Genomic DNA, 23,621 nt, shown 5'->3' with positions numbered 1-23,621 from the left:
GATGGCAAGCCGCAGATATCGTATCGGCGAAGATCCGGATTACGTGCCAATCGGTCGCCGTCTTTTAATGCTTAACTGGACGCTGGTATTGCTGATTTCCGCACTGTCGGGGATCGGTTTTGCCATGCTGTATTCGGCGGCCAACGGTTCGGTTGAACCATGGGCAGAACGTCAGATGATGCGTTTTGCTGTTGGCGCCATCCTGATGATTGGTATCGCGGTTACCGATGTCCGTGTCTGGCTGAAACTTGCCTATTTTTCCTATTTCGTCGCGCTGATCCTTCTGATTGGGGTTGAAATCAAGGGGGATATTGGCATGGGGGCGCAACGCTGGATCAATCTTGGTTTCTTCCAGTTGCAACCATCCGAACTGATGAAAATCTCGCTTGTGCTGGCACTTGCGCGTTATTTTCACGGCCTGACTGTCGAAGAAGTGGGGCGCATTCCGCTTTTGATACCGCCACTTTTAATGGTTCTGGCTCCTGCGGCACTGGTGCTGCGCCAGCCTGATCTGGGTACTGCCCTATTGCTGATTGCCGGTGGCGGCGTCATCTTCTGGCTTGCCGGGGTTCGGATGTGGAAATTCGCCCTGATACTTGGCGCGGTTCTGGCAATCATTCCCATCGGCTGGCAGTTTCTGCGCGATTATCAGAAGAACCGCGTTCTGACGTTCCTGAACCCTGAAAATGACCCGCTTGGTGCGGGCTATCACATTACCCAGTCAAAGATTGCCCTTGGGTCGGGCGGCCTGTTTGGCAAGGGTTATATGCTGGGATCGCAAAGCCATCTGAACTTCCTGCCGGAAAAACAGACCGACTTTATCTTTACCATGCTGGGTGAAGAGTTCGGGCTGGTTGGCGGATTGGCGTTGCTGCTGCTTTATACCATGGTAATCATGTATGGTTATGTGATTGCGCTTCGGTGCCGCAACCAGTTCGGTCGCCTTGTCGCAATCGGGATCACCTCGACCTTTTTCCTGTATGTCTTCATCAACATCGCCATGGTAATGGGACTTATCCCTGTGGTCGGTGTTCCGTTGCCGCTGGTATCGTATGGCGGCACGGTGATGATGACCATTCTTGTCAGCTTTGGCCTTCTGATGAGTGTATCAATCCACCGCGATATACGGATTTCAAGACAGGGAAATGACGACGGCCGTCAATAGCCCCCAACTCAGGTGCTGATCTGATCGGCCAGATTGGCAAGATCGACAGGCACACAGCGATTTCGCCCTGTTTCCTTGGCTTGATAAAGTGCGGCATCGACCAGCGAATAAAGAATGTCGGCAACATCTGTGTTTTCGCGGGATTTCAGCAATGCAACGTTTTTGGCAACTTGCGCATCCAATTTGCCAGCCGTCCCCTGTGCAGGCAGGGATATCACCCCGAAACTTGACGTGTAGTTCAAATGCTTGCCGCCGAAGCCAACAGCATCCTGTTCAAACGCGCTCCGAAGACGCTCTGCAAGGATCATGGCACCTTCCGCCCCCTCCCCCGGAAGAAGAACCGCAAACTCTTCCCCGCCCAGTCGGGCTGGCAAATCGATATCACGCAGGCTGTATTTCAAAAGCTTTGCCAGTGATACCAGAACCGCATCTCCGGCCTGATGACCATAGGTGTCATTCAAAAGCTTGAACCTATCAATATCGAGCAAAATGATACTCATCGGCGTATCACGACGCTTCCAGATCGAAAGGTTTTCTTCAAGACGCATCATAAAAATGCGACGGTTGGCAAGACCGGTCAACGGGTCTGTCGAAGCCAGCACTTCAAGCTTGCCCATGGCTTCATTCAATGCGCGCGTCCGACTTTCAACCCGCGTTTCCAGATTGACATTTGCGTCCTGCAAATCATCACGCGCGCGCTGCAACTGCCCGATTTGCCCCCGTATCATGCCAAAAAGCCCTACCGTAACCGAACTCAGCAATTGCACTTCATCGTCATGACGGTACGTTGGCGGCATATCCAGCGACCGTTTAACATCCGACGGATCGGAATTGACGATGTAATGCGCCAGCTTCACCAAGGGGCGCGAAAACACAAAATAACTAAGCGAGGCAAATACCACCGCCATGGTGACCGCAAAAACCATGTTGGCCAAAAACGACCAGGCAGACCGCGACATGAACGCAGTTACATAAACCTGGGGATTCAGGCCAACGACCAGTGTTCCCAAGGCATCGGCAGACGGGTTGTTTTCATTTTGAAGCGGGATTTCAAGCTGCTGCAAACCGCCAAACAACTTTTCCGCCCATCGCGAGGTTGGAATTTCCCCTACCGGACGTTTTCTTTGATAAAGAACGGAGCCATCGCCAAGCTGTATTTTGACACTGGAAATGGATCTTTGCAGCATCATGCCGCGCGCCATGACCTCGGCCAATGCTGCATCCTTTTTTGTCACCGCTTCGGCCGCCACAGGCAGGCTGCTATCAACAACACGCTCGTTGGCCTGCTGATAGACCCCCTCAAGCCATTGATAGTCGCTGAAAATCTGAAAAGCCGTGATAACAAAACCAAGTAACATTGCGGCAAACAGGGAATATTTAAGCTGCCTTGTCGCAACAGAACTGCCAAGCTTCAGTCCAGACAGGTCCTGAACGGTATCCTTTCCTGTCTTAGACACACGGCACCCTTTCCATTAAAGCCAGTCCAATCAGCGCGACGGTATTGGCCAATCACGTTCCTGCGCCGAATTCAGTTCCTCGATCCTGAACCGATAGTCCCTTTGTTCCGGATTGCTGACAAGGCTGAACTGTGAAAAATCAATCTTATTCCAGTCACGGTCGCCAAGAACCTGCTTGTAGGTCTCGAAATTATCCCGTGTTATTGCCTGCATTCCGAAAGATACTTCGGGATTTGTTGTCAGTTTTTCAATGCCTTCAAGGTAATCTTTTAGCAATACCATAATCCACGCACCCGCCAGAAAATGTCCGCCATGCGTCATCGTCATTTTGCCACTGGCAACATTTTCCAATCCTTCGGTGGACCAGTTCAAGCCGCCAACAAAGACATCCTTCCCGGGAACTTTTCCGAATTCTTCGATCGCCTTGATTGCACCAAGGGCGATACTGTCATTGGCAGCCCACACCGCATCCAGACAGCCACCTGTGGCAAGCCATTCCGCAGTCCTGCGATAGGCCTCCTCAAATGACCAATTGACCACAAGGCGACGCTGTTCACGAAGCAAGGGATACTGTTCCAATGCCATATCAAGCCCCCGGAGCCGCTGCAGCGACGCCGGTGTCATGCTGTCCCCGGCCAAAGACAAAAGGCAAAGGTCTTTGCGCAAACCGCCATTATGTGCGTCCTTTGCGGCAATAGCCAACGACTGGGCAATTTCAAATCCGGCACGCTCGTTATCAGGAACCAGCGTCGCAATCCAGAAGCCGAGTTCCCTGCCCGGTCGGCCAAATCGCTGCTTTTGTTCATCGGTCAGATCATTGAGCAGCATCAGAACCGGGATGCTGCGTTCCTGCGCCTCAAGAACGATCCGGGTACCTTGCTGATGTTCATTAACCGCGATGATGTAATCGGGCGGGGGATTCATGGCAAAAACACGATTGGCGCTTTCGGCCATCTGTTTCCAGTCACGGTCACTGTCAAACACAACAAGATCAAAACCGAACTGATCGGCTGCGGCCTGCATGGTGTCGCGCACGTCTTTCCAGAAACCGCGATCACCATAACCCGGATTGATAAAAGCGATGCGCGGTTCGGAAACATTGTTCAGGTCACGCGCATCAACATGCATCGCGCCCCCCAAAATCGCGCACAGCGCAGCGATCCAGCTTACAAGTTTCAAAGACTATTCCCTCGACACCGGTCACAGGCCTTTCCCACCGTGCAAAGGACGATGATCGCCTGTTTATTTTCAGTGTCGCCGCATTAACCAATTATATCCGAAAGGTCAAATCAAGTTGGCCTACGGAAGGATCAGATCGTCTGGGTGGCACCATCCAAACGCAACATGACTTCCTGCTGAACCGCGCGGAAAAGCGCCGCATAATCCAGATTGACATAGTCAATCTGCCATTCGACAAGTTTGGCGAAAAGTTCCGCATTGGGCGTATCGATGAAAATCATCGTCTCAAGACCACGCGCCTTTGCTTCATGTATTGCATCGCGCGTCACATTTTCCTCAAGAAATTCGAAAATATGTGCCTGTTCATGATGGATCGCCTGTTCTAGCGAACCGGTAATATGAAGCTGCACATTGCGCCGGATATCCGGTGCAACCCGGCGCAGGTCGTCACGAATGTCGGCAGAAAAAGAACTGACAAAAACGTCGTTTCCGAAGGCAAAACCATCAAGCATGTCGACAACCCTGCCCGCATCTGCCTGCTTGATCTCGCAATATATTTTCACCCGCCCCTTTAGACGGCGCAGAAAGTCTTCAAGCCGCGGCACCGGCTCGCCTGCGAATGCCGGATTGAACCAAGACCCGGCATCCAGCCGGTCAATTTCCGCGCTGGTCATTTCCGCAATGGCACCGGTGCCATCGGTTGTCCGATCCACGGTTGCGTCATGCATGACATACAGAACTTCGTCGGCGGACTGACGCACATCGAATTCGATATAGTCCGCCCCCGCCACAATCGCACTTTCGGCGCTGGCAAAGGTATTTTCCGGCGCATTAAGGCTGTCGCCACGGTGATAAACAAGTTGTACTGGCTTCACGGGACCCTCCATATGGCTCGACTGGCCATAGGGAAGGTAGGTCGACAGTCCCGCGCGCAGCAAGCATGTCAGGTCAATTTAACCTTACTGTTACCTTGCCTGTTACCTCCCAAAACCGCATCCGCAAGATATCAGGCACAAAAATTATGCGGCGTCCCGCAAACAGCATGACACCCAAAAGTCACCGAAAGGAAGCCCAGTCTAACCAATATCGCGCAACGCACGGGCCAGTTCGTCGGTCGACATACTCGCGCGATTCTCGATCCCGTGCTGCTTGGCAAGGTGATAAAGATCGTCGCGCCGCCATTTTTCATAGGCCGGTTCGAACTGTCTTTCTCGCGATGACGTTGCCGGCGCATTTCCAGAAAATTTCTTATAGCTAGCCACTTTTGCCTCCTGAGGGGGATGGTCTTAAGCGGAACTGGCATCGGGCAATTTCGATGCCCTTTGTGACACTGCCATTACATTTCATTTGGGATGGAATGAAAAAATGTCTACGGTTTCGAACAAAATTTACTGATTTCTTTCGGTAAGATCATGATCTGAAACGACAATCCCGGAAAGATCGCCACCCAACAATTGCAATTTATCAACAAAACATCATTGGATCGTATTTTTTACTATTTCGTGTTCACGGAGTTTGTTAGCGTCATTGGCAAATCAACAATCACAATCAGGGAAGCCCCCATGGCATTGCATTTTGAACGCGCCGAACTGTCGGCCCGCCGCGCAAAAACGGTTGCACGTCTTGAAGCCGCCGGTCTTGATGGCCTGCTGATGTTCCGCCAGGAAAGCATGTTCTATCTGACGGGGTATGACACGTTCGGTTATGTCTTTTTCCAGTGCCTGTATCTGGGGGCTGACGGCCGCATTGCCCTTATTACCCGCGCACCGGACTTGCGTCAGGCACAACATACATCCGACATCGAAGATATCCGTATCTGGGTCGATGGCCCGGATGTGAACCCTGCATTGCAACTGCGCGACATGCTGGCGGAGTTTGGCTGTGGCGGCAAAAAACTTGGCGTTGAATACGATGCCTATGGGTTGACCGCCGCCAATGGTAAAAAGCTTGATGCAGCACTTGACGGCTTCTGCACGCTTACCGATGCATCCCGTCTGGTATCGGAACTGCGCGTTGTCAAAAGCCCGGCGGAACTCGATTATATCCGCACCGCCGCCAGTCTTGCCGATGACGCATGGGATGCCGCCCTTGAAACCGTCCATGCAGGTGCGTTTGAAGGCGACATACTGGCCGCCATGCAGGGCGCTATTTTCAAAGGGGGCGGGGATTATCCCGGCAATGAATTCATTATCGGTGCCGGACGCGATGCACTGCTTTGCCGTTACTTCACCGGGCGCAAACATCTGGCTGACATGGATCAGATCACGCTGGAATGGGCGGGAGCCTATCGGCATTATCATGCTGCGATGATGCGCACCATCCCAATCGGCAAGGCAACATCGCGCCACGTTGAAATGCACAAGGTCGCAACGGATGCCATGGTCGCCTGCCGCGATGCGCTTAAACCCGGCGAACCAATCGGCAAGGTATTCGATGCCTATGCCAGGGTTTGCGATGCAGGCGGCATGAAAGCCCACCGTCTAAACGCGTGCGGTTATTCAATGGGGACGACCTTTGCCCCGAACTGGATGGACTGGCCGATGTTTTATCATGGCAATCCGGTGATCGCCGAACCGGGCATGGTTTACTTCCTGCATATGATCCTGATGGACAGCGAAAGCGGCATCGCCATGTGCCCCGGCCATTCGGTGATTGTTACCGAAACCGGCAACGAAGCCATATCACGTCATCAACTCGACCTGGTCACGCGCTGATATACAAAGCAGTTTTCCACAAAAAGGCCTGCTCGAATATGAAGCGGGCCTTTTCGTGTATTGCAGCTATCAGTCCTGCAATGCCTTGCGCATGGCATCTGCCGTGTCTTCGGCAAGACGATCCAGTTTGGCAATCCGGTCATGGATCGCCCCATCAAAGTCGCCTTCATAAAGTTCCAACTGGCGGGCATCGACCGCCAGCTTTTCTGCAGCAAGGTTTGCAGCCATTCCCTTGATCGTATGTGCCGCACGGCGAAGGCTTTCGCGGTCACCATCGGCAATTGCTGCGATGATCTTTTCGCGTTCTTCCTGATAGGACGCCGGCAGCAGGTCAATCAGGCTGGCCATCTGATCGGCACCCAAGGCACGACTCATTTCCTCGAAACGTATTTTGTCGATCAGATTCATTTTTGTCTCTTTGGCAGATATGTTTGCTTTAGCCGGCTCGGGCACGGGTTTTGTGTCTCCCGTTGCGTTATCACTGTTAACCGTTCGCGCCGGACTATCTACGGGCAAGGCGTCGGGCAGGTTCACTTCCATATCGGCATCTTTAACCTGCAAACCGGATGTTACAGAATACCCGCCGCCACGGTTTCTCAGGAAGCGTAACAGAACACCGTAAAGCCTGCGTTCTTCGACAGGCTTAGTCATAACCTCGTCCATGCCCGCCGCCAGAAAATCACGATGGCGATCACTGAATGCTTCGGCCGTTACACAAATGATCGGAACACGTCCACCTCTGGTGACACGTTCCAGTTCACGGATATGGCGGGTCGCCCCCTCGCCATCCAGAACCGGCATATGGGCATCCATCAGGATCGCATCATAGTCATTCTGCTGGAAGGCATGCACGGCCTGGCGACCATTGGGGACGATATCGACAACCAATCCATAACGCAGCAACAGCCCGCGGATCACGTTGGCATTAATCTCGTTATCCTCGGCAACAAGAATGCGACTACCCGAAAGAACACTGTCGCCTCTGCTCTCGGCAATCTGGCCGCCCCCATGCTCATGCCGTTCCGATCGGCGGGCTTCAAACGGCAGCCACACATCAAATCGCGTTCCCTTGCCCTCGGTACTATCGACCTTCATGAAGCCGCCCATCAATTCCGTCAGACTGCGTGCAATCGAAAGACCAAGCCCCGTTCCACCATATTGCCGCATGGTGGAATTGTCGGCCTGGCTAAAGGGGGAAAATATCTGTTCCTGACGATCCCGCGGAATTCCGATGCCGGTATCGATAACGGCAAAATGGTAAACTTCCTCATCCGCAATCAGGTCGCGCACCCGTTCCGGTATATTTTCCTCCCGGGTGACTTCCAACCTTACCGATCCCTTCCGGGTGAATTTCACTGCATTTGATAACAGGTTCCACAGTATCTGGCGAAACCGGACTTCATCACCGGTAAACACCCTTGTTGCCAACGGCGCATCATCACAATGCAGGGAAAGGTTCTTTTCGCGTGCCATGTCGGCAATCGCACGAAACAGATCATAGGTAATGTCGGATGGGTGAAAGGGGCGTTTTTCCAACTCGACCCGACCGGCCTCGATCTTGCTCATATCAAGGATATCGTTCAAAAGCGCCATCAGCGCCCGCCCGGATGACAAGATCGCACTGACCCGTTCCTTTTGCGCATCGTCAAGCTGACTTTGCCGCAACAATTGCGCCATGCCCAGAATGCCATTTAACGGCGTTCTGATTTCGTGGCTCATGGTCGCCAGAAATTCGCTTTTGGCCGAACTTGCCTGAAATGACTGTCGATAATGGCTGCGCAATTCCAGCAACATGAAAGCCAGGGCAAAACTGTAACTGATCAGGCGCGATGGAATGATGAAGCGCGCGACAATATCGGCGTGTTCCGGACCGAATACGAAAAATGCCAGATGATTGAAGCAGCCAATCAGCAGCGTGAAACAGATCAGGCTTTCGGAAAGGGAAAACCGGTAATGGCACCGTACCAGATACCCCGCCGCCCCGGCAAAAATCATGATTGTCGTCGGAAACAGGATAAGCGTGCTGATATTTTGCAATGCCCCGCTGACGTCGCTTGAAACACCGGGCATGAACCAGACCAGAAATGCCTGAACCGCGACACCGGCGATGATCAGCCCGGGCACCATTGCCCACACCTGATCAGTACCCTGACGGCTTTCATGACGGTTTGCGACATGCCAGCTCATGACAACCAGCCAGAAAGAGCCCAGTCGTAACACAAGAACCAGAAGGCCGGTAAAGGAACCAAGTGCCTGTTCTTGCCCCAACACGCTGCGGGCCGCAAGAAGGTTGGGAATACCCAAAAGGTCGCTGATCAGCAGCACCCCCATCGCGGTCGCCAAATAGAAAATCTGCTTGCGCTTGGTGATGTCGAACAGGATCCAGCCAATGCACATCGACAGCAGCGCGATGAATTCCACGACCACCAGAACCGAGACGGTAATGCCCGACACCAGATCGTCATCAAGCGACGAGAAAAGCAGAAACACAGGAGCGATGGCACAGAAGGCAAGAAATGCGACACCGGGAAGGCTCAGCATTTTTGGCATATTGGCATCGACCCCGGTTCTGGTCTTTTTGACCGTTGTTAGCGTGCCATTCCGGCATCTGGAACGCGATGCAGGGCTTTTGTCATGCCCAACCTGACAGTTCGGCATGAATGCTGTTTGCCCATCGCAGGGTATCGTCGTCCATCGATTGCATATGCCGGTATTTCGCAAATTGCTGCACGATCAGTTCAAGCCGTTCACGAAACGCCGGTGGCTGGTCCAGGTCAAGCAGACGATCCGCCAGGGGATCAAATGCTGCATTCTGAAATTCAAGCGACAGACTGATCCTTGGTTCGGTGGCAAAGGTACTGGCGCGCCCACCCCAATGATACAAGTCCTGCCGCCAGCCCATCACGGTCCCCGGTCTCGCGGGTAGTGCCCGAACATCTTGCAAAACAACATCTTCCGGTTTAGCAACAGGGCAAGGATAACACTTTTCAAATGAACGCGGCAATACGTACATACAGCCGTTGTCGGGGCTTGCAATGCCCAGTGGCACCCAAAGTGACAGGCTGATCAGCATGTCATCGCCAATAACACTTTCACCCTGATAATCGCGATGCGGCGGCCACCCGCGCCCGCCCTGCCCCGGATCGACGTGCCATGCCCAGAAATGAGGAAGCAGCTTTACCCGATCCCCCAGAAAATGGGTCAGCAACGGGCGAAGCCGCATGAAAATCTGCCATGCCTCGTCATACAGATAGATCATCGCTGGCGGCAAACCGTTGACCACCAATGTTTCAATCCCGGTGCGCAATTGCGCCAGACTTTCAACAGGCAACAGATCATCAATCAGGAAATATCCATCCTGCCAGAACCGGTCGGAATGCGCCGAACCGTCAAATCCGCCCTTGTCATAACCGACCGACGGCACATCACAGATCCCCGCACCGGCGGCGGAAATTGTCAGTTGCGGGTTGATCGAAAGCCAACTTTCACGTTGGCAGGCCTGAAACGCAGTCATCATGTCGGAAAATCCAATGCAGGGTCTGGCGGACGATACGAAGTCACCTGCTGCCGCGCAAGTCCGACTTGCGCCCGATCCTGTCACGCGTTACGCAGATAGCATTAAGTTTTTCCGCTCTGTATCCCCATTTCGGGCCAAAGGCACATTCATGATCCTGCAATCCCCATCCCATGGTGGCGCTATCGATGCGGCGGCCGAAAAATACGGCATTGCCGCACCGGACTGGCTTGATCTGTCGACGGGGATCAATGCAAAAGCCTGGCCAATTGCCGCGATTGATGCCATCCATTGGCAACGATTGCCGCTGGCAAGTGAACTGGACGCCCTGAAACAGGCCGCAGCGGACTATTACGGCATTTCACATCCCAACCAGATTGCCTGTGCGCCGGGAACGCAGGCATTGATCCAGACCATTCCCTTCTGGTTTGCCGATCAGGACAGAACCGCAACCGTTCACATTATCGGTCCGACATATGCCGAACATGCACTGGGCTGGAAACGTGCGGGGTTCAGAACGGAAACCGTCACAACAACACCGGAAAACCGGGTATCGAACATGGCCGATATCCTGCAATCCCCTGGCGGCCGCGATGACATTGTCATTCTGGTTAATCCAAACAATCCCGATGGCGGCCTGATAGACCAGACCACACTGACAGAACTTGCCCAACTAGCAACAGAACATGGCAAATGGCTTCTGATTGACGAGGCCTTTATGGATTGCAGCCCGGAATACAGCATTTGCAGACAAAGCCATAAATTCGAACGCATGATTGTCCTGCGTTCATTTGGCAAGTTTTTCGGCCTTGCAGGATTACGTCTTGGATGTGCCGTCATGCCCCCTGAACTGGCGGCTGCTCTAACCGACCGGATCGGTCCATGGGCTATCGCGGGTCCGGCACTGACCATCGCGCGGGCGGCATTTGAAGATCTGGTATGGCAAACCGATATGCGCCATCAGTTGTCAATCGATGCAAACCGCCTTGATAATCTGATTGCCAGCCTGACCGATCTGGAACGGGTCGGCGGCACCATACTGTTTCGGCTATATCACGGCAAGAATGCCGCAAAGCTTGCGCACCATCTGGGCACGCAGGGCATTCTGGTCCGGTTGTTTGATGATCATGCTGACCGTATCCGGTTTGGTCTGCCGGGCACGGAAAAGGACTGGATCAGGCTGGAAAAGGCGCTGGCAGCAGGCCCTTAAAGGCAATCACTTAAAAGCTGCCTTGCCTATTTCGCCCCGTTTTCTTCCCACGCCTGTTTCTTGCGATAAATCGTCGATGGACTGACGCCCAGGGCATCCGCTGCACGCGGGATCGATCCACCGCATCGCGCAATTGCTTCTTCAATCGCCTGCTTTTCCACCAGCCAAAGCGGCTTGATCCCGGCATAGCTGCTGTCTATCGGCAAACCGGTTGACATCGGTGCCATGCCAAACCGGCCATTCGCGCCAATCATGGCAGGGGCCATATCCATATGCTTTGGTTCCACCCCGTCGCGCAGGTTGCGCGCCCCGGCCAAAAAGGCCAACGCATCCGGGTCCCCTTCCCAAAATCGACCGGCATCCTCCAACCCGTTTGAGACGACCGGATGGGGCGGAGGTGCTTCGATGGATTCCGACCCAAAACGTTCGTCGTCCGTGCCGCTGTTAACCGGTCGGGGCACCATCGACATGGTGACTTCGGTGCCATTATTCAGAACGACAATGTTGCGGATGATGTTCTGAAGCTGACGAATGTTGCCCGGCCAGGCATAGCGCGCAAACAGGGCGGCGACATCGGGGCTGAAGCGTTGAAAATCGCGCCCTTCTTCTCGGGTAAAGCGTTGCAGATAGAAATTGGCGATCTGCAGGATATCGTCATCGCGATCACGTAAGGGCGGCATGTGAAGCGGAATCACATGAAGACGGTAATACAGATCTTCTCGGAAACGCCCGGCACGCACTTCTTCAAGCGGATCACGGTTTGTTGCACAAACAAACCTTACATCCACGCTTTCAATCGAACTGCCACCGACTTTCTGGAATGTACCAGTCTGAATGAACCTCAAAAGCTTGGTCTGCAGATCCAGATCCATCTCGCATATTTCATCCAGAAAAAGGGTCCCGCCATCGGCCCGGTGTGCGGCCCCTTCGCGGTCGATTACGGCACCGGTGAACGCGCCTTTGACGTGACCGAAAATCTCGCTTTCCATCAGGTCTTTGGGGATCGCACCACAGTTTAGCGGAATAAACGGCTCGTTAACCCGCTCGGACCGACGGTGAATGGCTTCTGCCGCAAGTTCCTTACCGGTCCCTGACTCACCAGTGATGAAAACTGTTGCCCGACTGGGGGCCGCATTTTCAATGATACGATAGATATCATGCATCGTGTCCGACGCGCCGATGATGTCAAAATACATCTCGTCGACGGTATCGACGCCATCAGATTTTTGGACCGCATGACTGATAGCAGACCGGCCTTCCAAGGCATCACTGACCGTGATCCGAAGCTTGTCGGCGGTAAAAGGCTTCAGAAGAAAATCCCACGCCCCGTCACGCATCGCCTCGACCGCGACATTGACCGAACCGTGGGCGGTAATCACAACCACCTTGCATTCCGGTGCGGCCTGATGGGCGGCGCGCAGAACATCACGCCCATCCATGTCCGGCAGGATAAGATCAAGAACCAGAACGTCAGGCGGATCATTTCGCAGTCTTTGAATAGCATCACGACCAGTGACGACATGCTCGACCTTGTGGCCATCAGCGCGCAAGTAGTCCTGATACACCCGCGCAAGCGACAGCGTGTCTTCGACAACGATAATGCGTGCCTGTTCTGGCATTTTGCCGTTCACGTCCCGATCTATTCATCTATCGGAACCATACCGATAGTGACATTACATGCACAACTGCTAACCTCTAGTCAGCTGATTCGTTATCTCATAGAAATCAGCTTTTGGTTAAAAAAGGCATAGTTTCAGTAACATTGCTCGCATCCGGGAGTATCACGGCTTGAATTACACCACCGAAAAATCCGGCGACACGATCAAGGTCGAACTGAATGGCCGATTTACATTTGGGGACCATTCCAGTTTTCGCAAACTGATCGAAGAAATCCGCAGTCAGGAAGCCGAAACACAAATCCTTGACCTTTCCGGGGTCGAGTTCATCGACTCAGCCGGGCTCGGCATGCTGCTGCTCGCCCGTGACGAAGGTGAGAAGTCGCGTGCAACGGTCATTCTCAAAGGCGCGCAGGGACAGGTAAAACGCATGCTCGAAGTTGCCCGCTTCGATACCCTGTTCAAGCTGGAAGACTGACACATGCCGACAACCGGCGAGGCCAACCCGCGCCCCCTTGTTGCGGTTGCCGAACCGCTTGACCAAGCCCGCGCGGCAAAGGTTCTGGGGGGGCAGCATATTTTCGGTGATGGCGCAGGCGCGAATGCGGAACTTTTCTTTGGCCGAAGCCCCGAAGATTTTGAACACCGCAACCGATATCAATTATGCCTGATACCGTCCGAAACCGGTCGGGAATGGCTTGGCGCGCTGGTGCGCCTCAACTGCAATTATTTTGTCGAATGCTATGACGGGCTTGATCTGGGTGATCTTGGACCGTTGCGAACCGCCAAACGGGGCGCGAATTGGGACCTTCTGGTCTGCATGTCGACGCAAAGTGCCTATCAACTGCCAATGGCACGAAAATTCGTCACCGCCCTTCGCCACCGCGACATCATTCACGATACCATCGCGCCGACGGTCGAAATGGCCGTTCAGGAAGCGTTTGCAAATTCGATGCTTCACGGCAACCTGGAAATGAATACGACAGGCCATCTGTCGATGGACCGCTTCAACGAATTGGGCGAGGAAACGGCGCGCCGCCTGGCATCCCCGATCCATGGTGGCCGCGCGATCATGCTGACGGCGAAAAAACGGCGCAACGGCAATGTCGAAATTTCGATCCATGATCAGGGCAGAGGCTTTGTCCCGCCCGATGAGACACCGCTTCCAAAATTACCCGGCGCTGAATCCACCTTTGGCCGTGGCCTGCCATTGATCCGAAGCCTTTGCCACGATGTCACCTTTGATCGTGGCGGGCGGACAATCCGGCTGACTTTTGCCCCCGATGCATCGGCAGCCCTGCCGCTTAATACCAATTTCGTCGCGGGTCTCGAGGCCGCCGAACGGGCCGCCGGGGAAGGAGACCTTCGCAACCCGCGTGATGCGATGATCCTGATTGCCGATGACACCATGATATCGCGTGAAATCATCGCGTCGTATTTGCGTTCGGACGGGTTTACCAATCTGGTTTTCGCCAAGGACGGCGAAGATGCACTGGCACAGGCGCAAAAGCATAATCCCGACCTGATCATCCTTGATATCATCATGCCCAAAATGGATGGTTACGAGGTATGCAAGGCCCTGCGTGCCGACCCGCTATTTGCCGAAACCCCGATCATTGCCCAGACCGCGCTTGAAGAAAACGAAGGGCGCACGCGGATTTTCGAGGACGGAGCGACCGACCTTATTTTAAAGCCGCTAAACAAGGCGGAAATGATCGCGCGTACGCGTATCCATCTTGAAAATCGCCTGCTGGTCAAACAGTTGCAGGCCTATCAGGAACGTACGCAGTCCGAACTGGAAATGGCGCGTGACATGCAGGAAATGCTGATCCCCAAGGCGGAACAATATCGGGGGACCGGCCTTGAATATGGCATGACCATCAGTGCCAGCTTCCAGATGTCATCTGAACTTGGCGGTGACATGTGGGGACTGGCCCCGATTGATGATGACCGGCTGGGTGTTTACATCGTTGACTTTGCCGGTCACGGACTTGGTGCCGCACTCAATACATTCCGCCTTCATTCCCTGATATGGTCGGATGACCAGCATGATGATGATCCGGGTGTCTATCTGGAATCTCTTAACCGCCACCTCAAGAGTCTGCTCCCGGTCGGCCAATACGCCACGATGCTGTATGGTGTTATCAATCGAACCGCCGAAACATTCCGCTACGCCAGTGCGGCCTGCACCTCGCCAGTTCTGGGTAACATCAAAACCGGTGAAACCACGTTTCTTGATGGCTCAGGTGTGCCGCTTGGCGTTATCCGCGATGCCAGATATGAAACCCGCGAAATACCCTTCGGGATCGATAATTTCCTGCTGCTTTACAGCGATGCGTTGATCGAAACCGTGCTTGATGATGGGGCTTTTCTTGAAGGTGAACGGCTTTTGAAAATGGTTCAGGACATAATTTCCGAAACAGGCGGCATGACCGACCTGGCATCCCACCTTGCCGATCAATTCATGGATCGCGCACCGGTCAAGCTGCATGACGACTTCACCGTCGTGTCATTACAGCCCAATGCCCTTACCCGGTCAGGAAAATAACATCAGGCACAATCAGCTAATTTAAAAACCACGGCTGGGGCGGTGAAAGTTCCCGTTCCGGCATATGATCCTGCAAATCCCAGATATGGGTGGTATCGGTCGCAACCTTTGACGCAGAATATCTGCTTTCCTGAATGCGGCTTGTGATCACGGATCGTATCAATGCCGCAAGCCCCTTGCGTGCGCCCGCATGATCCGGATCTCTCGACAGGACCGCACCCAATTGATCGAATGCCTTCATGCGGTCGCAGCAAGAGACAAGATCGGCGGCCACCACGCGCAACTCGCGGGCATCAGGCCGCAGGCTGATCGCGATTTCCAGATGTTCAAGCGCGATGTCGCGCGATCCGTTCTGCAAATAGGTCCGGGTCAATCCCAGATGCGTTGTCGGATCAAGATCATCCAGCAACAGGGCCCGTCCAAACGCATCAAGTGCAAGACTGCCAAGCCCCATATCCAGCAGAACATGCCCCATTACCCGTAATCGGGCGGGTTGGTCAGGCAGTGTGTCGATCAGATTGCGAAGACGGCTGCGAATTTCAGGCGCCAGATCAATGCCGTCAATCTTGACAGCGGCTATCTGGGATGAAATGTGCGTCTGGCCTGACATCTGTCCGAAGCCCTGTTCCCGTCTAAGATGGCGAATCGTAACGACTCGCCTGAATTCTTGCAATAGCCAATAAAAACAACGAGTCGTTTCAATTGCTTAGATAGGCCGCAAAATCGGTATCCGGTGCAGTCCGGCGCGCGACGCGGGCATATGCCAATATCTGTCATGCCGGATGACCAGAAGAATACCCTGATTGGGTTGCGGGAAGATTAACCGGGAAACCGACATCAATAGGGCAAAGATGCAGCCGGTTTTGCCCTATTTGCGATCACCCGCTTCATGATGGAAACGTTATGATTTTGCGTCGACCTGTCGGACATCCGATGGGGTTTCTGTCCAATCCCGATCTGCCACATTGGGCAAGGCATCCCAATCAATGCTGGCCGATGGCCGGGCAAAGAAATATCCCTGTGCGAGACGCCCGCCAAGACGCAGGACCTGGTCGCGCTGTTCGGGTGTCTCGATCCCTTCGATCACGCAATCGGTGCCCAGATTGTCGCACATGTCGATCACGGTTTTGACAATCCGCTGGCTGCGTTCGCTGGTAACAATCGGTTCGATAAAACTGCGATCAACCTTGAGGCAGTCAAATTCCAGTTCATGAACATAGCGCAGGCTGGAATATCCGATCCCGAAATCATCCAGCGCAACCTTTGCACCATGGCGACGCAGATAACGAATGCTGGCACGGGCCGACACAAAATCCCGCAGCAAAGCCGTTTCCGTCACTTCAAATGTCAAACGTCCCGAATCAATTCCAAAGAATTTGATCTGGTCAATCAGCCAGTGCGCCATGTCGGGCAGAACAATATCGCGGGCCGACAGGTTAAACGACAGCGGCACATCCTGCGGCCAGGTAATCATGGATTTCAGGGCCTTCTGAAACAGGACTGCCGACAAAGTTCCGACCTGTCCGGTTTTTTCGGCCACCGGGAAAAACATTTCCGGCGAAACCCGCCCCATTTTGTCATTGTCCCACCGCGCCAAAACCTCGACCGAATGCAGTTTGCCGCTGCGCAAATCAAAAACCGGCTGGTAATGAATTGATAATTCACTTTCCAGATCGGCCTTGCGCAACGCCTGTTCAATCTGACTGTCATGTCGGATCAGGGTTTCATGATGGGCGGCAAACAGAACCGGATGACCGGGCATGTTTTTCTTGGCGTAATAAAGCGCGAAATCGGCGCGCTCGAACAGGGCATTGGGTTCGCGTGCCACCGCCGGATAAGTCGCAAAACCAAGCGATGCGGAAAGCTGTACCGTACCCCCGCCAACTTCGAATGGATCGTTTAACGTTCCACACAACTCCCGTCCGATGCGGATCAGTTCAGTTGCATCCGTGACACCGTCAAGGATCACACCGAATTCATCACCGCCCAACCGCGCCAACAGGACATCCGGCCCCAGAATCTCGCGCAGGCGGGCGCTGGCTTTGACCAGCACATCATCTCCAGCCGGATGGCCATGCACGTCATTGACCGGCTTGAACCCGTCCAGATCAATCATCGCAATCGCAAACCGCCCGCTGTCCTTTGCACGCGCCACCGCTTCGTCAAGATGGGAAAAGAATGCACGTCGGTTGGAAAGCCCGGTCAACGCATCAAGAAAGGCCAGTTCACGGTTCTGATTGGAAAGCTCGATGGTTTTAGCGTGCTGCCTTTCCAGATCGATTTGGGATTCCACCAGTCCGGAAAACGCCGCGTAATAGCTTCGGATGATCTGGACGATCATCAAGGACACCATCGCCATATTGGCCGCAATCGCGACATATACCTCGTTCCCGGTAGACCCGAAATGCAGGACGAAAGATCCCAGAACGATGATCACGACCAAAAGGGCTGCCGGGGGAAAATGCAGAAGGCAAAAGATACACCCAACCACAGTGATCGATATGAAATAGGCGACATGCCCCTGCTGATAGGCGTCACCATAGCCAAACATCTTGATTGCCCACGCGGTGAAGACGACGCTGATGACTGCGGCCAGAATGCGGATACGGCGCAAATGCAGCACCGCACTGGCAAAATCATTTGCCGTATCACGCAATCGCATCCACGCAAGTCCGCGGATCAGACACACAATCCCCAGAACGGCTGGAATATAAATCGTCATCCAGTCAGGTGCGGTTCCATAATGCGTGAAAGCCAGCGCGACCGCATTGGCAAAAAGAAGGATGTATAGCAGCGGGATTTGACGGGAAAGGGCCTTGACCTGTGCGCGAACCAGTTCGGGTTGATCTTCCCGAACGCGGAACGTCCCGACAATGTTCCGGCACAAATCCTTTAACGCCACACCGATGCGCTTTCCCCGTGGTTTTCTTACTACAGGAAAACCTTATACGAAAATCCGCGGCAAATGCAGCCCTTTCAGTGCGACCTTAAACAATCGGATGATTTTGCCGCGATTTCCCTGAAAACTTTTATCCTTTGCTGCCGGGTTTCGACTTTTTGCGCCTGGCTTTGGCAGCCTTTGCCGATGCCACACGATGCGCCGCGCCAAGGGCCATATGGACAAATTCGTTATCGTCCGATGCCATTCAGAATTTCCCCCTCCACGCCTTCGGAAATCAGGTAATCGCGCAATGTCCGCCCTGGTGTCGGGCGAAAATGATCGGTGGTGATCTGCATGTTCTTGATCCGGTCTGCACGGAAAACGCGGAAGGCCTGGCGCAGCTCGCACCAGCTCGCCAACAGCCAGATGGTGCCAAAAAACAGCATCCCCAACGGCCAGACCCGCCGGTTGGTGTCATCCCCCTTGGCATCGGTGTAATCGATATTGATCAGATGCCGTTCGCGAATGGCACGACGCAAATCGGGCATCGAAATTGCAATCGGGGCCTGGGCGATTTCGGCAATCGCAATCGGCACCCCGCCAATAAGGCCCCGCATTTTTTCCGGCAAGACCGCCTCGATCTTGGTCAGAGCATCGCCCGCGGCACGCGCCATATGCGGATCGGTCCAGCTTTGCACCATGCGGGCGGCGACCACCAGTGCCTCGATCTCATCGGCATCAAACATCAATGGCGGCAGGTCATATCCATCGCGCAGGATATACCCCACACCCGCCTCGCCTTCGACCGGAACACCGGACGCGGCAAGATCGCGAATATCGCGGTAAATCGTGCGTTCGGAAACTTCCAGTTCCTCGGCAAGTTCGCGCGCCCGGCAAAGTTTGCGACGGCGTAAAATCTGTACAAGACGGAAAAGTCGGTCGGCCCTTCTCATGTTCGCTCCTTTCTCAGCATGACCGAGAATTTATCATAACGCTCCTGACAGGCTCCTGTCAGGAGGCATGTGCAAACATGACAATTATCGGGAACAGGGTTTCAACATTCGTCAGGAACAAACCAATGAAAATCACCAGCGCCTTTCCGATTATTGTCACCGAGAAACTGACAGAAAGCCGGACTTTTTACGAAAAACTGGGCTTTGTCGCTGTCTTTGCCGGCGACTGGTACATTCACCTTGTCTGGCCCGACTGCATGGAAGTGCAGATCGGATTGATGCAGCCAGACCACCCGACCCAGCCGCCCCTGTTTCAGGGTCGCACAATGGGCGAAGGCAGTATCTTTGGAATCAGCGTCGACAACGCCAAATCCGCCGCCGAAGAACTTCGCGCCAAGGGTTTTGAATTCGCCCTTGAACTCCGCGATGAACCATGGGGCCAACGTCATTTCACCCTGCTTGACCCCAATGGAGTAAGGATCGATATCGCCAGTCAGGAAGCGGAAATGAGTGATGAATATGCCAAGGATTTCCTGATGCCGGTCGAAAGCATCCCAGCCTAATCCCCTTCGCGTCACCACCAATCGATGTTTTTGCCACAAACATCAAAAGCGGGATGATGCAGTCATTGCATCATCCCGTTGTCTTGACAAAGTTATCAATCGCGGCGACCACACCGGCAATATTGCCTTCCTGTGTGTGGCCCGACTTCTTGCGTGGTTCAAAATCATGATTGCCGTCAGAAACCCAGTGCACCGCCACCGCATCCGAAAGACCATAACCCGCCACTTCGTTCGGGCTACCAAACGGATCGCGCGTTCCGTGGCAGATCAGGGTTGGTGTTTTCGTTTTCTGTAAATGCGCAGTCCGCAGGTTTTCGGACTTTCCCGGCGGATGGAAGGGATAACCAAGGCAGACAACACCGCGCACGCCAAGATCATCTGCGGCCATACTGGCAATCCGTCCGCCCATTGATTTGCCACCGATCACAAGATTTTCAGGTGTGCCAAGCTGTTCCACAACCTGTTGATAAGTTTCGATCAGAACCGGGGCCCTATCCGGCCCACGCTTTTTCCCGTCCACCCGGCGTTTCGCCATATAGGGAAATTCAAACCGCGCCACGCGATAACCACACCCGGCAAGTCCCAAGACCATTTCATTCATGAACGGGCTGTCCATCGGTGCCCCCGCCCCATGCGCCAGCAAAATGATCTGCCTGGCATCATCAGGCCCGTCAAAGATAAAATCGATGGTCATGACAATCGGGTTTCCCTGTTCCTGTGGCGATCAAAAACATAAGCCATCGCGATTGATCGGGCCAAGTCCCAATCCCCTGCCCGCCCGTTGTTTCCCCGCTATTCATCCGAAAAACTCGCCATATCAGGATGTTTCGGTTTATCATGGCACTCCCCAAAGCAGTGCGCCAGCCCAAACGGCGTCACCATCTGCCCCAATCCGATAGCTTGCCCCAATCAGGTGTTCCCATGTCCAAAGATCAAATCCTGCTGGACCCGGCGCGTACCGCCCTTGTCATGATCGACCTGCAGAATGGCATTCTGGCCCAGTCTCTGCATCCGCGAAACGGTGATGTGGTGCTTGAAAATGCCCGCAATCTGATCGCCAAATTCCGTTCGACCAACGCCCCCATCGTTCTGGTCCGCGTGTACTGGTCTTCTGATATGGCCGATGCCCCGCAACAAATGGTCGATCTGCCATCCGTCCCACAGAAATGCCCACCCGAAGATTGGGGCACCCTTGCTGATGGCCTGCAACAGCCCGACGATATCCTGATTACCAAACATCAATGGGGCGCGTTTTACGGCACCGATCTTGATTTGCAGCTTCGCCGTCGCGGCATCGACACCATCATTCTTGGCGGCGTCGTCACCAATTTCGGCGTTGAGTCGACCGCACGTTGCGCCTGGGAACACGGCTATAACGTCGTGATTGCCGAAGATACCACTGCCACCAAATCAGCCGAAATGCACCAGTTTTCAATCACTGAAATCCTGCCACGTATTGCGCGCATCCGCCAATCAACCGAACTGACCTTTGCCGCCCAATAATCATCGCTGCCCCAAACAAAGGCTTTCCCGTGCCAGATACCTCGCCCCACGCGCCCAAGCCCAAACAATCCGAAGCGCCCTCAGATCGGGAAAAGCTCGGCAAAATGCCGCATCTCCTGCAATGGGGATTGCTGATCGGTGTTTCTCTTGTCCTGTCCGTGATTCTGCATGATGCCGATATCCCCGCCGCCCTTTTGCTCGGCCCGATGATTGTCGGTATTGCCATGGGTACCAATGGCGCCACCATTGCCATGCCAAAGCCGATCTATCTTGGCGCACAATCGGTGCTTGGCTGCATGGTTGGCGGGTCGATGACCGCCGGGATCATAACATCCTTCATGCATGACTGGCCGCTTGTTCTGGGCGTTACGGCACTGACATTGATCGCCAGCAGCTTTCTGGGCTGGATATTGTGCATCAAGCAGGTTCTGCCGGGGACGGCAGGCATTTGGGGATCATCACCGGGTGCCGCCTCCGCCATGGTCATCATGGCCGAGGCCTTTGGCGCCGACGCCAGGCTTGTGGCTTTCATGCAATATGTCCGGGTGGTGATTGTGGTTGCCGTGGCGTCAAGTGTTGCCAATTTCTGGGTCGATCCGGCACTTGCCTCGGCCAATCCGCATCAATGGTTTAACCCGTTTGATATCGGCGATTTCGGCATCACATTGGCAATTGCCGTCATCCTCTGCATTGTCGGGGCAAAGTCACGTTTGCCATCGGGGCCGCTTCTGGTGCCGATGATCGTCGTGATGGGGCTAAGCATCAGCGGTATGGTCGATATCGTCCTGCCAGAATGGTTTCTTGGCCTGACCTATGCCGTGATCGGCTGGATGATCGGATTGAAATTCACCCCTGCGGTATTGCGCCACGCGGCCTATGCCCTGCCGAAAATCCTGATTTCGATTTTCGTTCTGATTGCGTTCTGTGCCGGGATTTCGGTTTTGCTGGTGATCTTCATGGATGTCGATCCACTGACTGCCTATCTCGCAACCAGCCCCGGCGGCCTTGATTCGGTTGCCATCATCGCCGCCAGCACCAATGTCGACCTGTCCTTCATTCTGGTGTTACAGGCAACGCGCTTTTTCATGGTGCTGCTGTTTGGTCCGCCCCTGGCCCGCATGGTGGCAAAACGCACCGCACAATTCCCGGATCGGATTGTATAAAAGCGTTGCAGACACCTGCAAACGGGCAAAACCCGTTGGCGGTGTCTGCAAATCGACAAGCCCGCAACGGGTTAACGCAGAACCCTGCGAAAAACACCCGATGCGACCATCACCCCGAAAATTACCAATCCCACAGCAATCGCCAGCGCAAGATTGCCTTCCTCGCTAAGCAGGAACACACCGCCGAGCGCGGTCAATGCCGGGGTCATCGCGCCAAAGGCTGATGCACCGGTCGATCCGATGTGACGCACCGCAAGCCCATAGGTGACCACCGCAACGCATCCCGCCAGCAATCCCTGTGTCACAAGCAACAGCAATACATCATCCATCGACGCATCGGGGATATGGCTTCCGGTAAACAGCGCCACCACCGCCATAATCACAAACGACCAGAACCCGACAAATGCCGCCGCTTCCAGCGCACCAAGGCCGCTTTGGCGCATTGCATGGGTATAACACGCCCACATAAATGCCCCCGCCGATACAAGCCCATACCCATAAAGGATCGTGTCGCCGGTCGAATGACCGGGTTTAAGTACCGCCAGAAGGACGATACCGGTAATCACCGTGGCATAACCCGCCAGTCGGACCCAGCCCGGACGTTCGCCAAACATCACAACCGCGATCAGAACCGCCCAGACAGCCATCACACCGGGCAGCAAAATGCCCACATGGCTCGCCGGAACATATTGCAGGGCACTGGCGACCAGAAGCGTATAAAACGCCCCCGATCCCACCAGCATAATCAAGCCATTGGCAATCGAAAGCCCCTTGGGCCAGATACCGCGTTTAAGCCAGATCGGGGCCAGCAACACAAACGGCACGACAAAGCGCAAAAGCCCGATATCGACCGCGGTAAAATCCGATGTCATGGCATAGCGCGTGACAATCAGCCACGCAGCCCAGATCGTCACCGTCGCCAGGGCCGATGTCACACCGACCAGACGGCTTTCCGTTGCCGACGAAACAGCAACAGCAGAAGTTCGAGACATATCAGCATTCCCGCTAAAGGGTTGATTTTGCGGAAATCAGACCACGCAGCCCCAATCAAGGCAAGAATTTTGACTGTGGGTCAGCTATGCATAACCGGCCGGAAACGAAAACAGGGCAGCACGGATTGCCCGCACTGCCCTGTTTCAAATCATCAATCTCGAA

The 23,621-nt window shown here is 54.3% G+C and carries 20 protein-coding genes; 8 read left to right on the top strand and 12 right to left on the bottom strand.

Going from position 1 to position 23,621, the window contains the following annotated elements; genetic code table 11:
* Position 1: 1 nt before the first annotated feature.
* On the top strand, positions 2 to 1,165 hold the full coding sequence (gene rodA, locus ABIE64_RS01440) for a rod shape-determining protein RodA (RefSeq protein WP_037992351.1): 1,164 nt from the start codon (positions 2 to 4) through the stop codon (positions 1,163 to 1,165).
* A gap of 8 nt (positions 1,166 to 1,173) precedes the next feature.
* Here the strand turns inward: rodA and ABIE64_RS01435 are convergent, their stop codons facing one another.
* The 4 genes from ABIE64_RS01435 to ABIE64_RS01420 form a co-directional block, all read right to left on the bottom strand.
* Entirely contained in the window at positions 1,174 to 2,622 is a 1,449-nt protein-coding gene (locus ABIE64_RS01435) for a GGDEF domain-containing protein (RefSeq protein WP_354376445.1), read from the bottom strand.
* 30 nt (positions 2,623 to 2,652) lie between these two features.
* Positions 2,653 to 3,801, bottom strand: a complete 1,149-nt coding sequence (locus ABIE64_RS01430; protein WP_354376444.1) for an ABC transporter substrate-binding protein — start codon at positions 3,799 to 3,801, stop codon at positions 2,653 to 2,655.
* A gap of 131 nt (positions 3,802 to 3,932) precedes the next feature.
* Positions 3,933 to 4,676: a glycerophosphodiester phosphodiesterase gene (locus ABIE64_RS01425; protein WP_354376443.1), complete on the bottom strand. Its 744-nt coding sequence runs from the start codon at positions 4,674 to 4,676 to the stop codon at positions 3,933 to 3,935.
* Between the two features lie 201 nt (positions 4,677 to 4,877).
* Entirely contained in the window at positions 4,878 to 5,063 is a 186-nt protein-coding gene (locus ABIE64_RS01420) for a hypothetical protein (protein ID WP_354376442.1), read from the bottom strand.
* A gap of 300 nt (positions 5,064 to 5,363) precedes the next feature.
* On the opposite strand from ABIE64_RS01420, the gene ABIE64_RS01415 reads away from it, so the two are divergent.
* Entirely contained in the window at positions 5,364 to 6,515 is a 1,152-nt protein-coding gene (locus ABIE64_RS01415) for a M24 family metallopeptidase (RefSeq protein WP_354376441.1), read from the top strand.
* A gap of 69 nt (positions 6,516 to 6,584) precedes the next feature.
* Here ABIE64_RS01415 and ABIE64_RS01410 read toward each other — a convergent pair whose 3' ends face one another.
* The gene (locus tag ABIE64_RS01410; protein ID WP_354376440.1) at positions 6,585 to 9,173 is read right to left on the bottom strand and encodes an ATP-binding protein; all 2,589 of its coding nucleotides are present in this window, start codon (positions 9,171 to 9,173) and stop codon (positions 6,585 to 6,587) included.
* Positions 9,148 to 10,032: a phytanoyl-CoA dioxygenase family protein gene (locus tag ABIE64_RS01405; protein WP_354376439.1), complete on the bottom strand. Its 885-nt coding sequence runs from the start codon at positions 10,030 to 10,032 to the stop codon at positions 9,148 to 9,150. Before ABIE64_RS01405 ends, ABIE64_RS01410 begins: the two co-directional genes overlap by 26 nt.
* Before the next feature lie 13 nt (positions 10,033 to 10,045).
* Here ABIE64_RS01405 and cobD point away from each other — a divergent pair, with 13 nt between their 5' ends.
* Positions 10,046 to 11,239, top strand: a complete 1,194-nt coding sequence (gene cobD, locus ABIE64_RS01400; RefSeq protein WP_354376438.1) for a threonine-phosphate decarboxylase CobD — start codon at positions 10,046 to 10,048, stop codon at positions 11,237 to 11,239.
* A 26-nt stretch (positions 11,240 to 11,265) separates the two neighbouring features.
* Here cobD and ABIE64_RS01395 read toward each other — a convergent pair whose 3' ends face one another.
* On the bottom strand, positions 11,266 to 12,858 hold the full coding sequence (locus ABIE64_RS01395; protein WP_354376437.1) for a sigma-54-dependent transcriptional regulator: 1,593 nt from the start codon (positions 12,856 to 12,858) through the stop codon (positions 11,266 to 11,268).
* 169 nt (positions 12,859 to 13,027) lie between these two features.
* Here ABIE64_RS01395 and ABIE64_RS01390 point away from each other — a divergent pair, with 169 nt between their 5' ends.
* Positions 13,028 to 13,333, top strand: a complete 306-nt coding sequence (locus tag ABIE64_RS01390) for an STAS domain-containing protein (protein WP_007090765.1) — start codon at positions 13,028 to 13,030, stop codon at positions 13,331 to 13,333.
* A 3-nt stretch (positions 13,334 to 13,336) separates the two neighbouring features.
* Positions 13,337 to 15,403, top strand: a complete 2,067-nt coding sequence (locus ABIE64_RS01385) for a SpoIIE family protein phosphatase (protein WP_354376436.1) — start codon at positions 13,337 to 13,339, stop codon at positions 15,401 to 15,403.
* A gap of 16 nt (positions 15,404 to 15,419) precedes the next feature.
* Here ABIE64_RS01385 and ABIE64_RS01380 read toward each other — a convergent pair whose 3' ends face one another.
* The 3 genes from ABIE64_RS01380 to ABIE64_RS01370 form a co-directional block, all read right to left on the bottom strand.
* The gene (locus ABIE64_RS01380) at positions 15,420 to 16,013 is read right to left on the bottom strand and encodes a tetratricopeptide repeat protein (protein ID WP_354376435.1); all 594 of its coding nucleotides are present in this window, start codon (positions 16,011 to 16,013) and stop codon (positions 15,420 to 15,422) included.
* A gap of 291 nt (positions 16,014 to 16,304) precedes the next feature.
* A complete protein-coding gene (locus ABIE64_RS01375) occupies positions 16,305 to 18,305 on the bottom strand; it encodes a putative bifunctional diguanylate cyclase/phosphodiesterase (protein WP_354376434.1) in 2,001 nt (666 codons plus the stop codon).
* Between the two features lie 227 nt (positions 18,306 to 18,532).
* Positions 18,533 to 19,237: a helix-turn-helix transcriptional regulator gene (locus ABIE64_RS01370; protein ID WP_354376433.1), complete on the bottom strand. Its 705-nt coding sequence runs from the start codon at positions 19,235 to 19,237 to the stop codon at positions 18,533 to 18,535.
* Positions 19,238 to 19,362: 125 nt separating this feature from the next.
* Here ABIE64_RS01370 and ABIE64_RS01365 point away from each other — a divergent pair, with 125 nt between their 5' ends.
* Positions 19,363 to 19,800 carry a VOC family protein gene (locus tag ABIE64_RS01365; RefSeq protein ID WP_071240334.1) on the top strand — a complete coding sequence of 146 codons (438 nt, stop codon included), beginning with the start codon at positions 19,363 to 19,365 and terminating at the stop codon, positions 19,798 to 19,800.
* Positions 19,801 to 19,870: 70 nt separating this feature from the next.
* On the opposite strand, the gene ABIE64_RS01360 is transcribed toward ABIE64_RS01365, so the two are convergent.
* Positions 19,871 to 20,494: an alpha/beta family hydrolase gene (locus ABIE64_RS01360; protein ID WP_354376432.1), complete on the bottom strand. Its 624-nt coding sequence runs from the start codon at positions 20,492 to 20,494 to the stop codon at positions 19,871 to 19,873.
* 227 nt (positions 20,495 to 20,721) lie between these two features.
* Here ABIE64_RS01360 and ABIE64_RS01355 point away from each other — a divergent pair, with 227 nt between their 5' ends.
* Positions 20,722 to 21,303, top strand: coding sequence for a hydrolase (locus ABIE64_RS01355; RefSeq protein WP_354376431.1), 582 nt, complete (start codon positions 20,722 to 20,724; stop codon positions 21,301 to 21,303).
* A gap of 104 nt (positions 21,304 to 21,407) precedes the next feature.
* Positions 21,408 to 22,466, top strand: a complete 1,059-nt coding sequence (locus ABIE64_RS01350) for an AbrB family transcriptional regulator (protein ID WP_354376430.1) — start codon at positions 21,408 to 21,410, stop codon at positions 22,464 to 22,466.
* A 71-nt stretch (positions 22,467 to 22,537) separates the two neighbouring features.
* Here ABIE64_RS01350 and ABIE64_RS01345 read toward each other — a convergent pair whose 3' ends face one another.
* A complete protein-coding gene (locus tag ABIE64_RS01345) occupies positions 22,538 to 23,458 on the bottom strand; it encodes a DMT family transporter (protein WP_354376429.1) in 921 nt (306 codons plus the stop codon).
* Positions 23,459 to 23,621: the final 163 nt, after the last annotated feature.

The organism is Thalassospira sp. MBR-102 (assembly GCF_040549275.1).
In the GTDB taxonomy this organism is placed as follows: domain Bacteria; phylum Pseudomonadota; class Alphaproteobacteria; order Rhodospirillales; family Thalassospiraceae; genus Thalassospira; species Thalassospira xiamenensis.
The sequence above is the reverse complement of the archived record's forward strand: the minus strand, read 5'-3'. Positions and strand labels throughout refer to the sequence as shown.

Excerpts from the sequence above, each read along its gene's own strand:
- rodA (WP_037992351.1), top strand. The coding sequence starts at position 2 with ATGGCAAGCCGCAGATATCGTATCGGCGAAGATCCGGATTACGTGCCA.
- ABIE64_RS01415 (WP_354376441.1), top strand. The coding sequence starts at position 5,364 with ATGGCATTGCATTTTGAACGCGCCGAACTGTCGGCCCGCCGCGCAAAA.
- ABIE64_RS01410 (WP_354376440.1), bottom strand. The coding sequence starts at position 9,173 with ATGCCGAACTGTCAGGTTGGGCATGACAAAAGCCCTGCATCGCGTTCC.
- ABIE64_RS01405 (WP_354376439.1), bottom strand. The coding sequence starts at position 10,032 with ATGATGACTGCGTTTCAGGCCTGCCAACGTGAAAGTTGGCTTTCGATC.
- cobD (WP_354376438.1), top strand. The coding sequence starts at position 10,046 with ATGCAGGGTCTGGCGGACGATACGAAGTCACCTGCTGCCGCGCAAGTC.
- ABIE64_RS01395 (WP_354376437.1), bottom strand. The coding sequence starts at position 12,858 with ATGCCAGAACAGGCACGCATTATCGTTGTCGAAGACACGCTGTCGCTT.
- ABIE64_RS01385 (WP_354376436.1), top strand. The coding sequence starts at position 13,337 with ATGCCGACAACCGGCGAGGCCAACCCGCGCCCCCTTGTTGCGGTTGCC.
- ABIE64_RS01380 (WP_354376435.1), bottom strand. The coding sequence starts at position 16,013 with ATGTCAGGCCAGACGCACATTTCATCCCAGATAGCCGCTGTCAAGATT.
- ABIE64_RS01370 (WP_354376433.1), bottom strand. The coding sequence starts at position 19,237 with ATGAGAAGGGCCGACCGACTTTTCCGTCTTGTACAGATTTTACGCCGT.
- ABIE64_RS01365 (WP_071240334.1), top strand. The coding sequence starts at position 19,363 with ATGAAAATCACCAGCGCCTTTCCGATTATTGTCACCGAGAAACTGACA.
- ABIE64_RS01360 (WP_354376432.1), bottom strand. The coding sequence starts at position 20,494 with ATGACCATCGATTTTATCTTTGACGGGCCTGATGATGCCAGGCAGATC.
- ABIE64_RS01355 (WP_354376431.1), top strand. The coding sequence starts at position 20,722 with ATGTCCAAAGATCAAATCCTGCTGGACCCGGCGCGTACCGCCCTTGTC.
- ABIE64_RS01350 (WP_354376430.1), top strand. The coding sequence starts at position 21,408 with ATGCCGCATCTCCTGCAATGGGGATTGCTGATCGGTGTTTCTCTTGTC.
- ABIE64_RS01345 (WP_354376429.1), bottom strand. The coding sequence starts at position 23,458 with ATGTCTCGAACTTCTGCTGTTGCTGTTTCGTCGGCAACGGAAAGCCGT.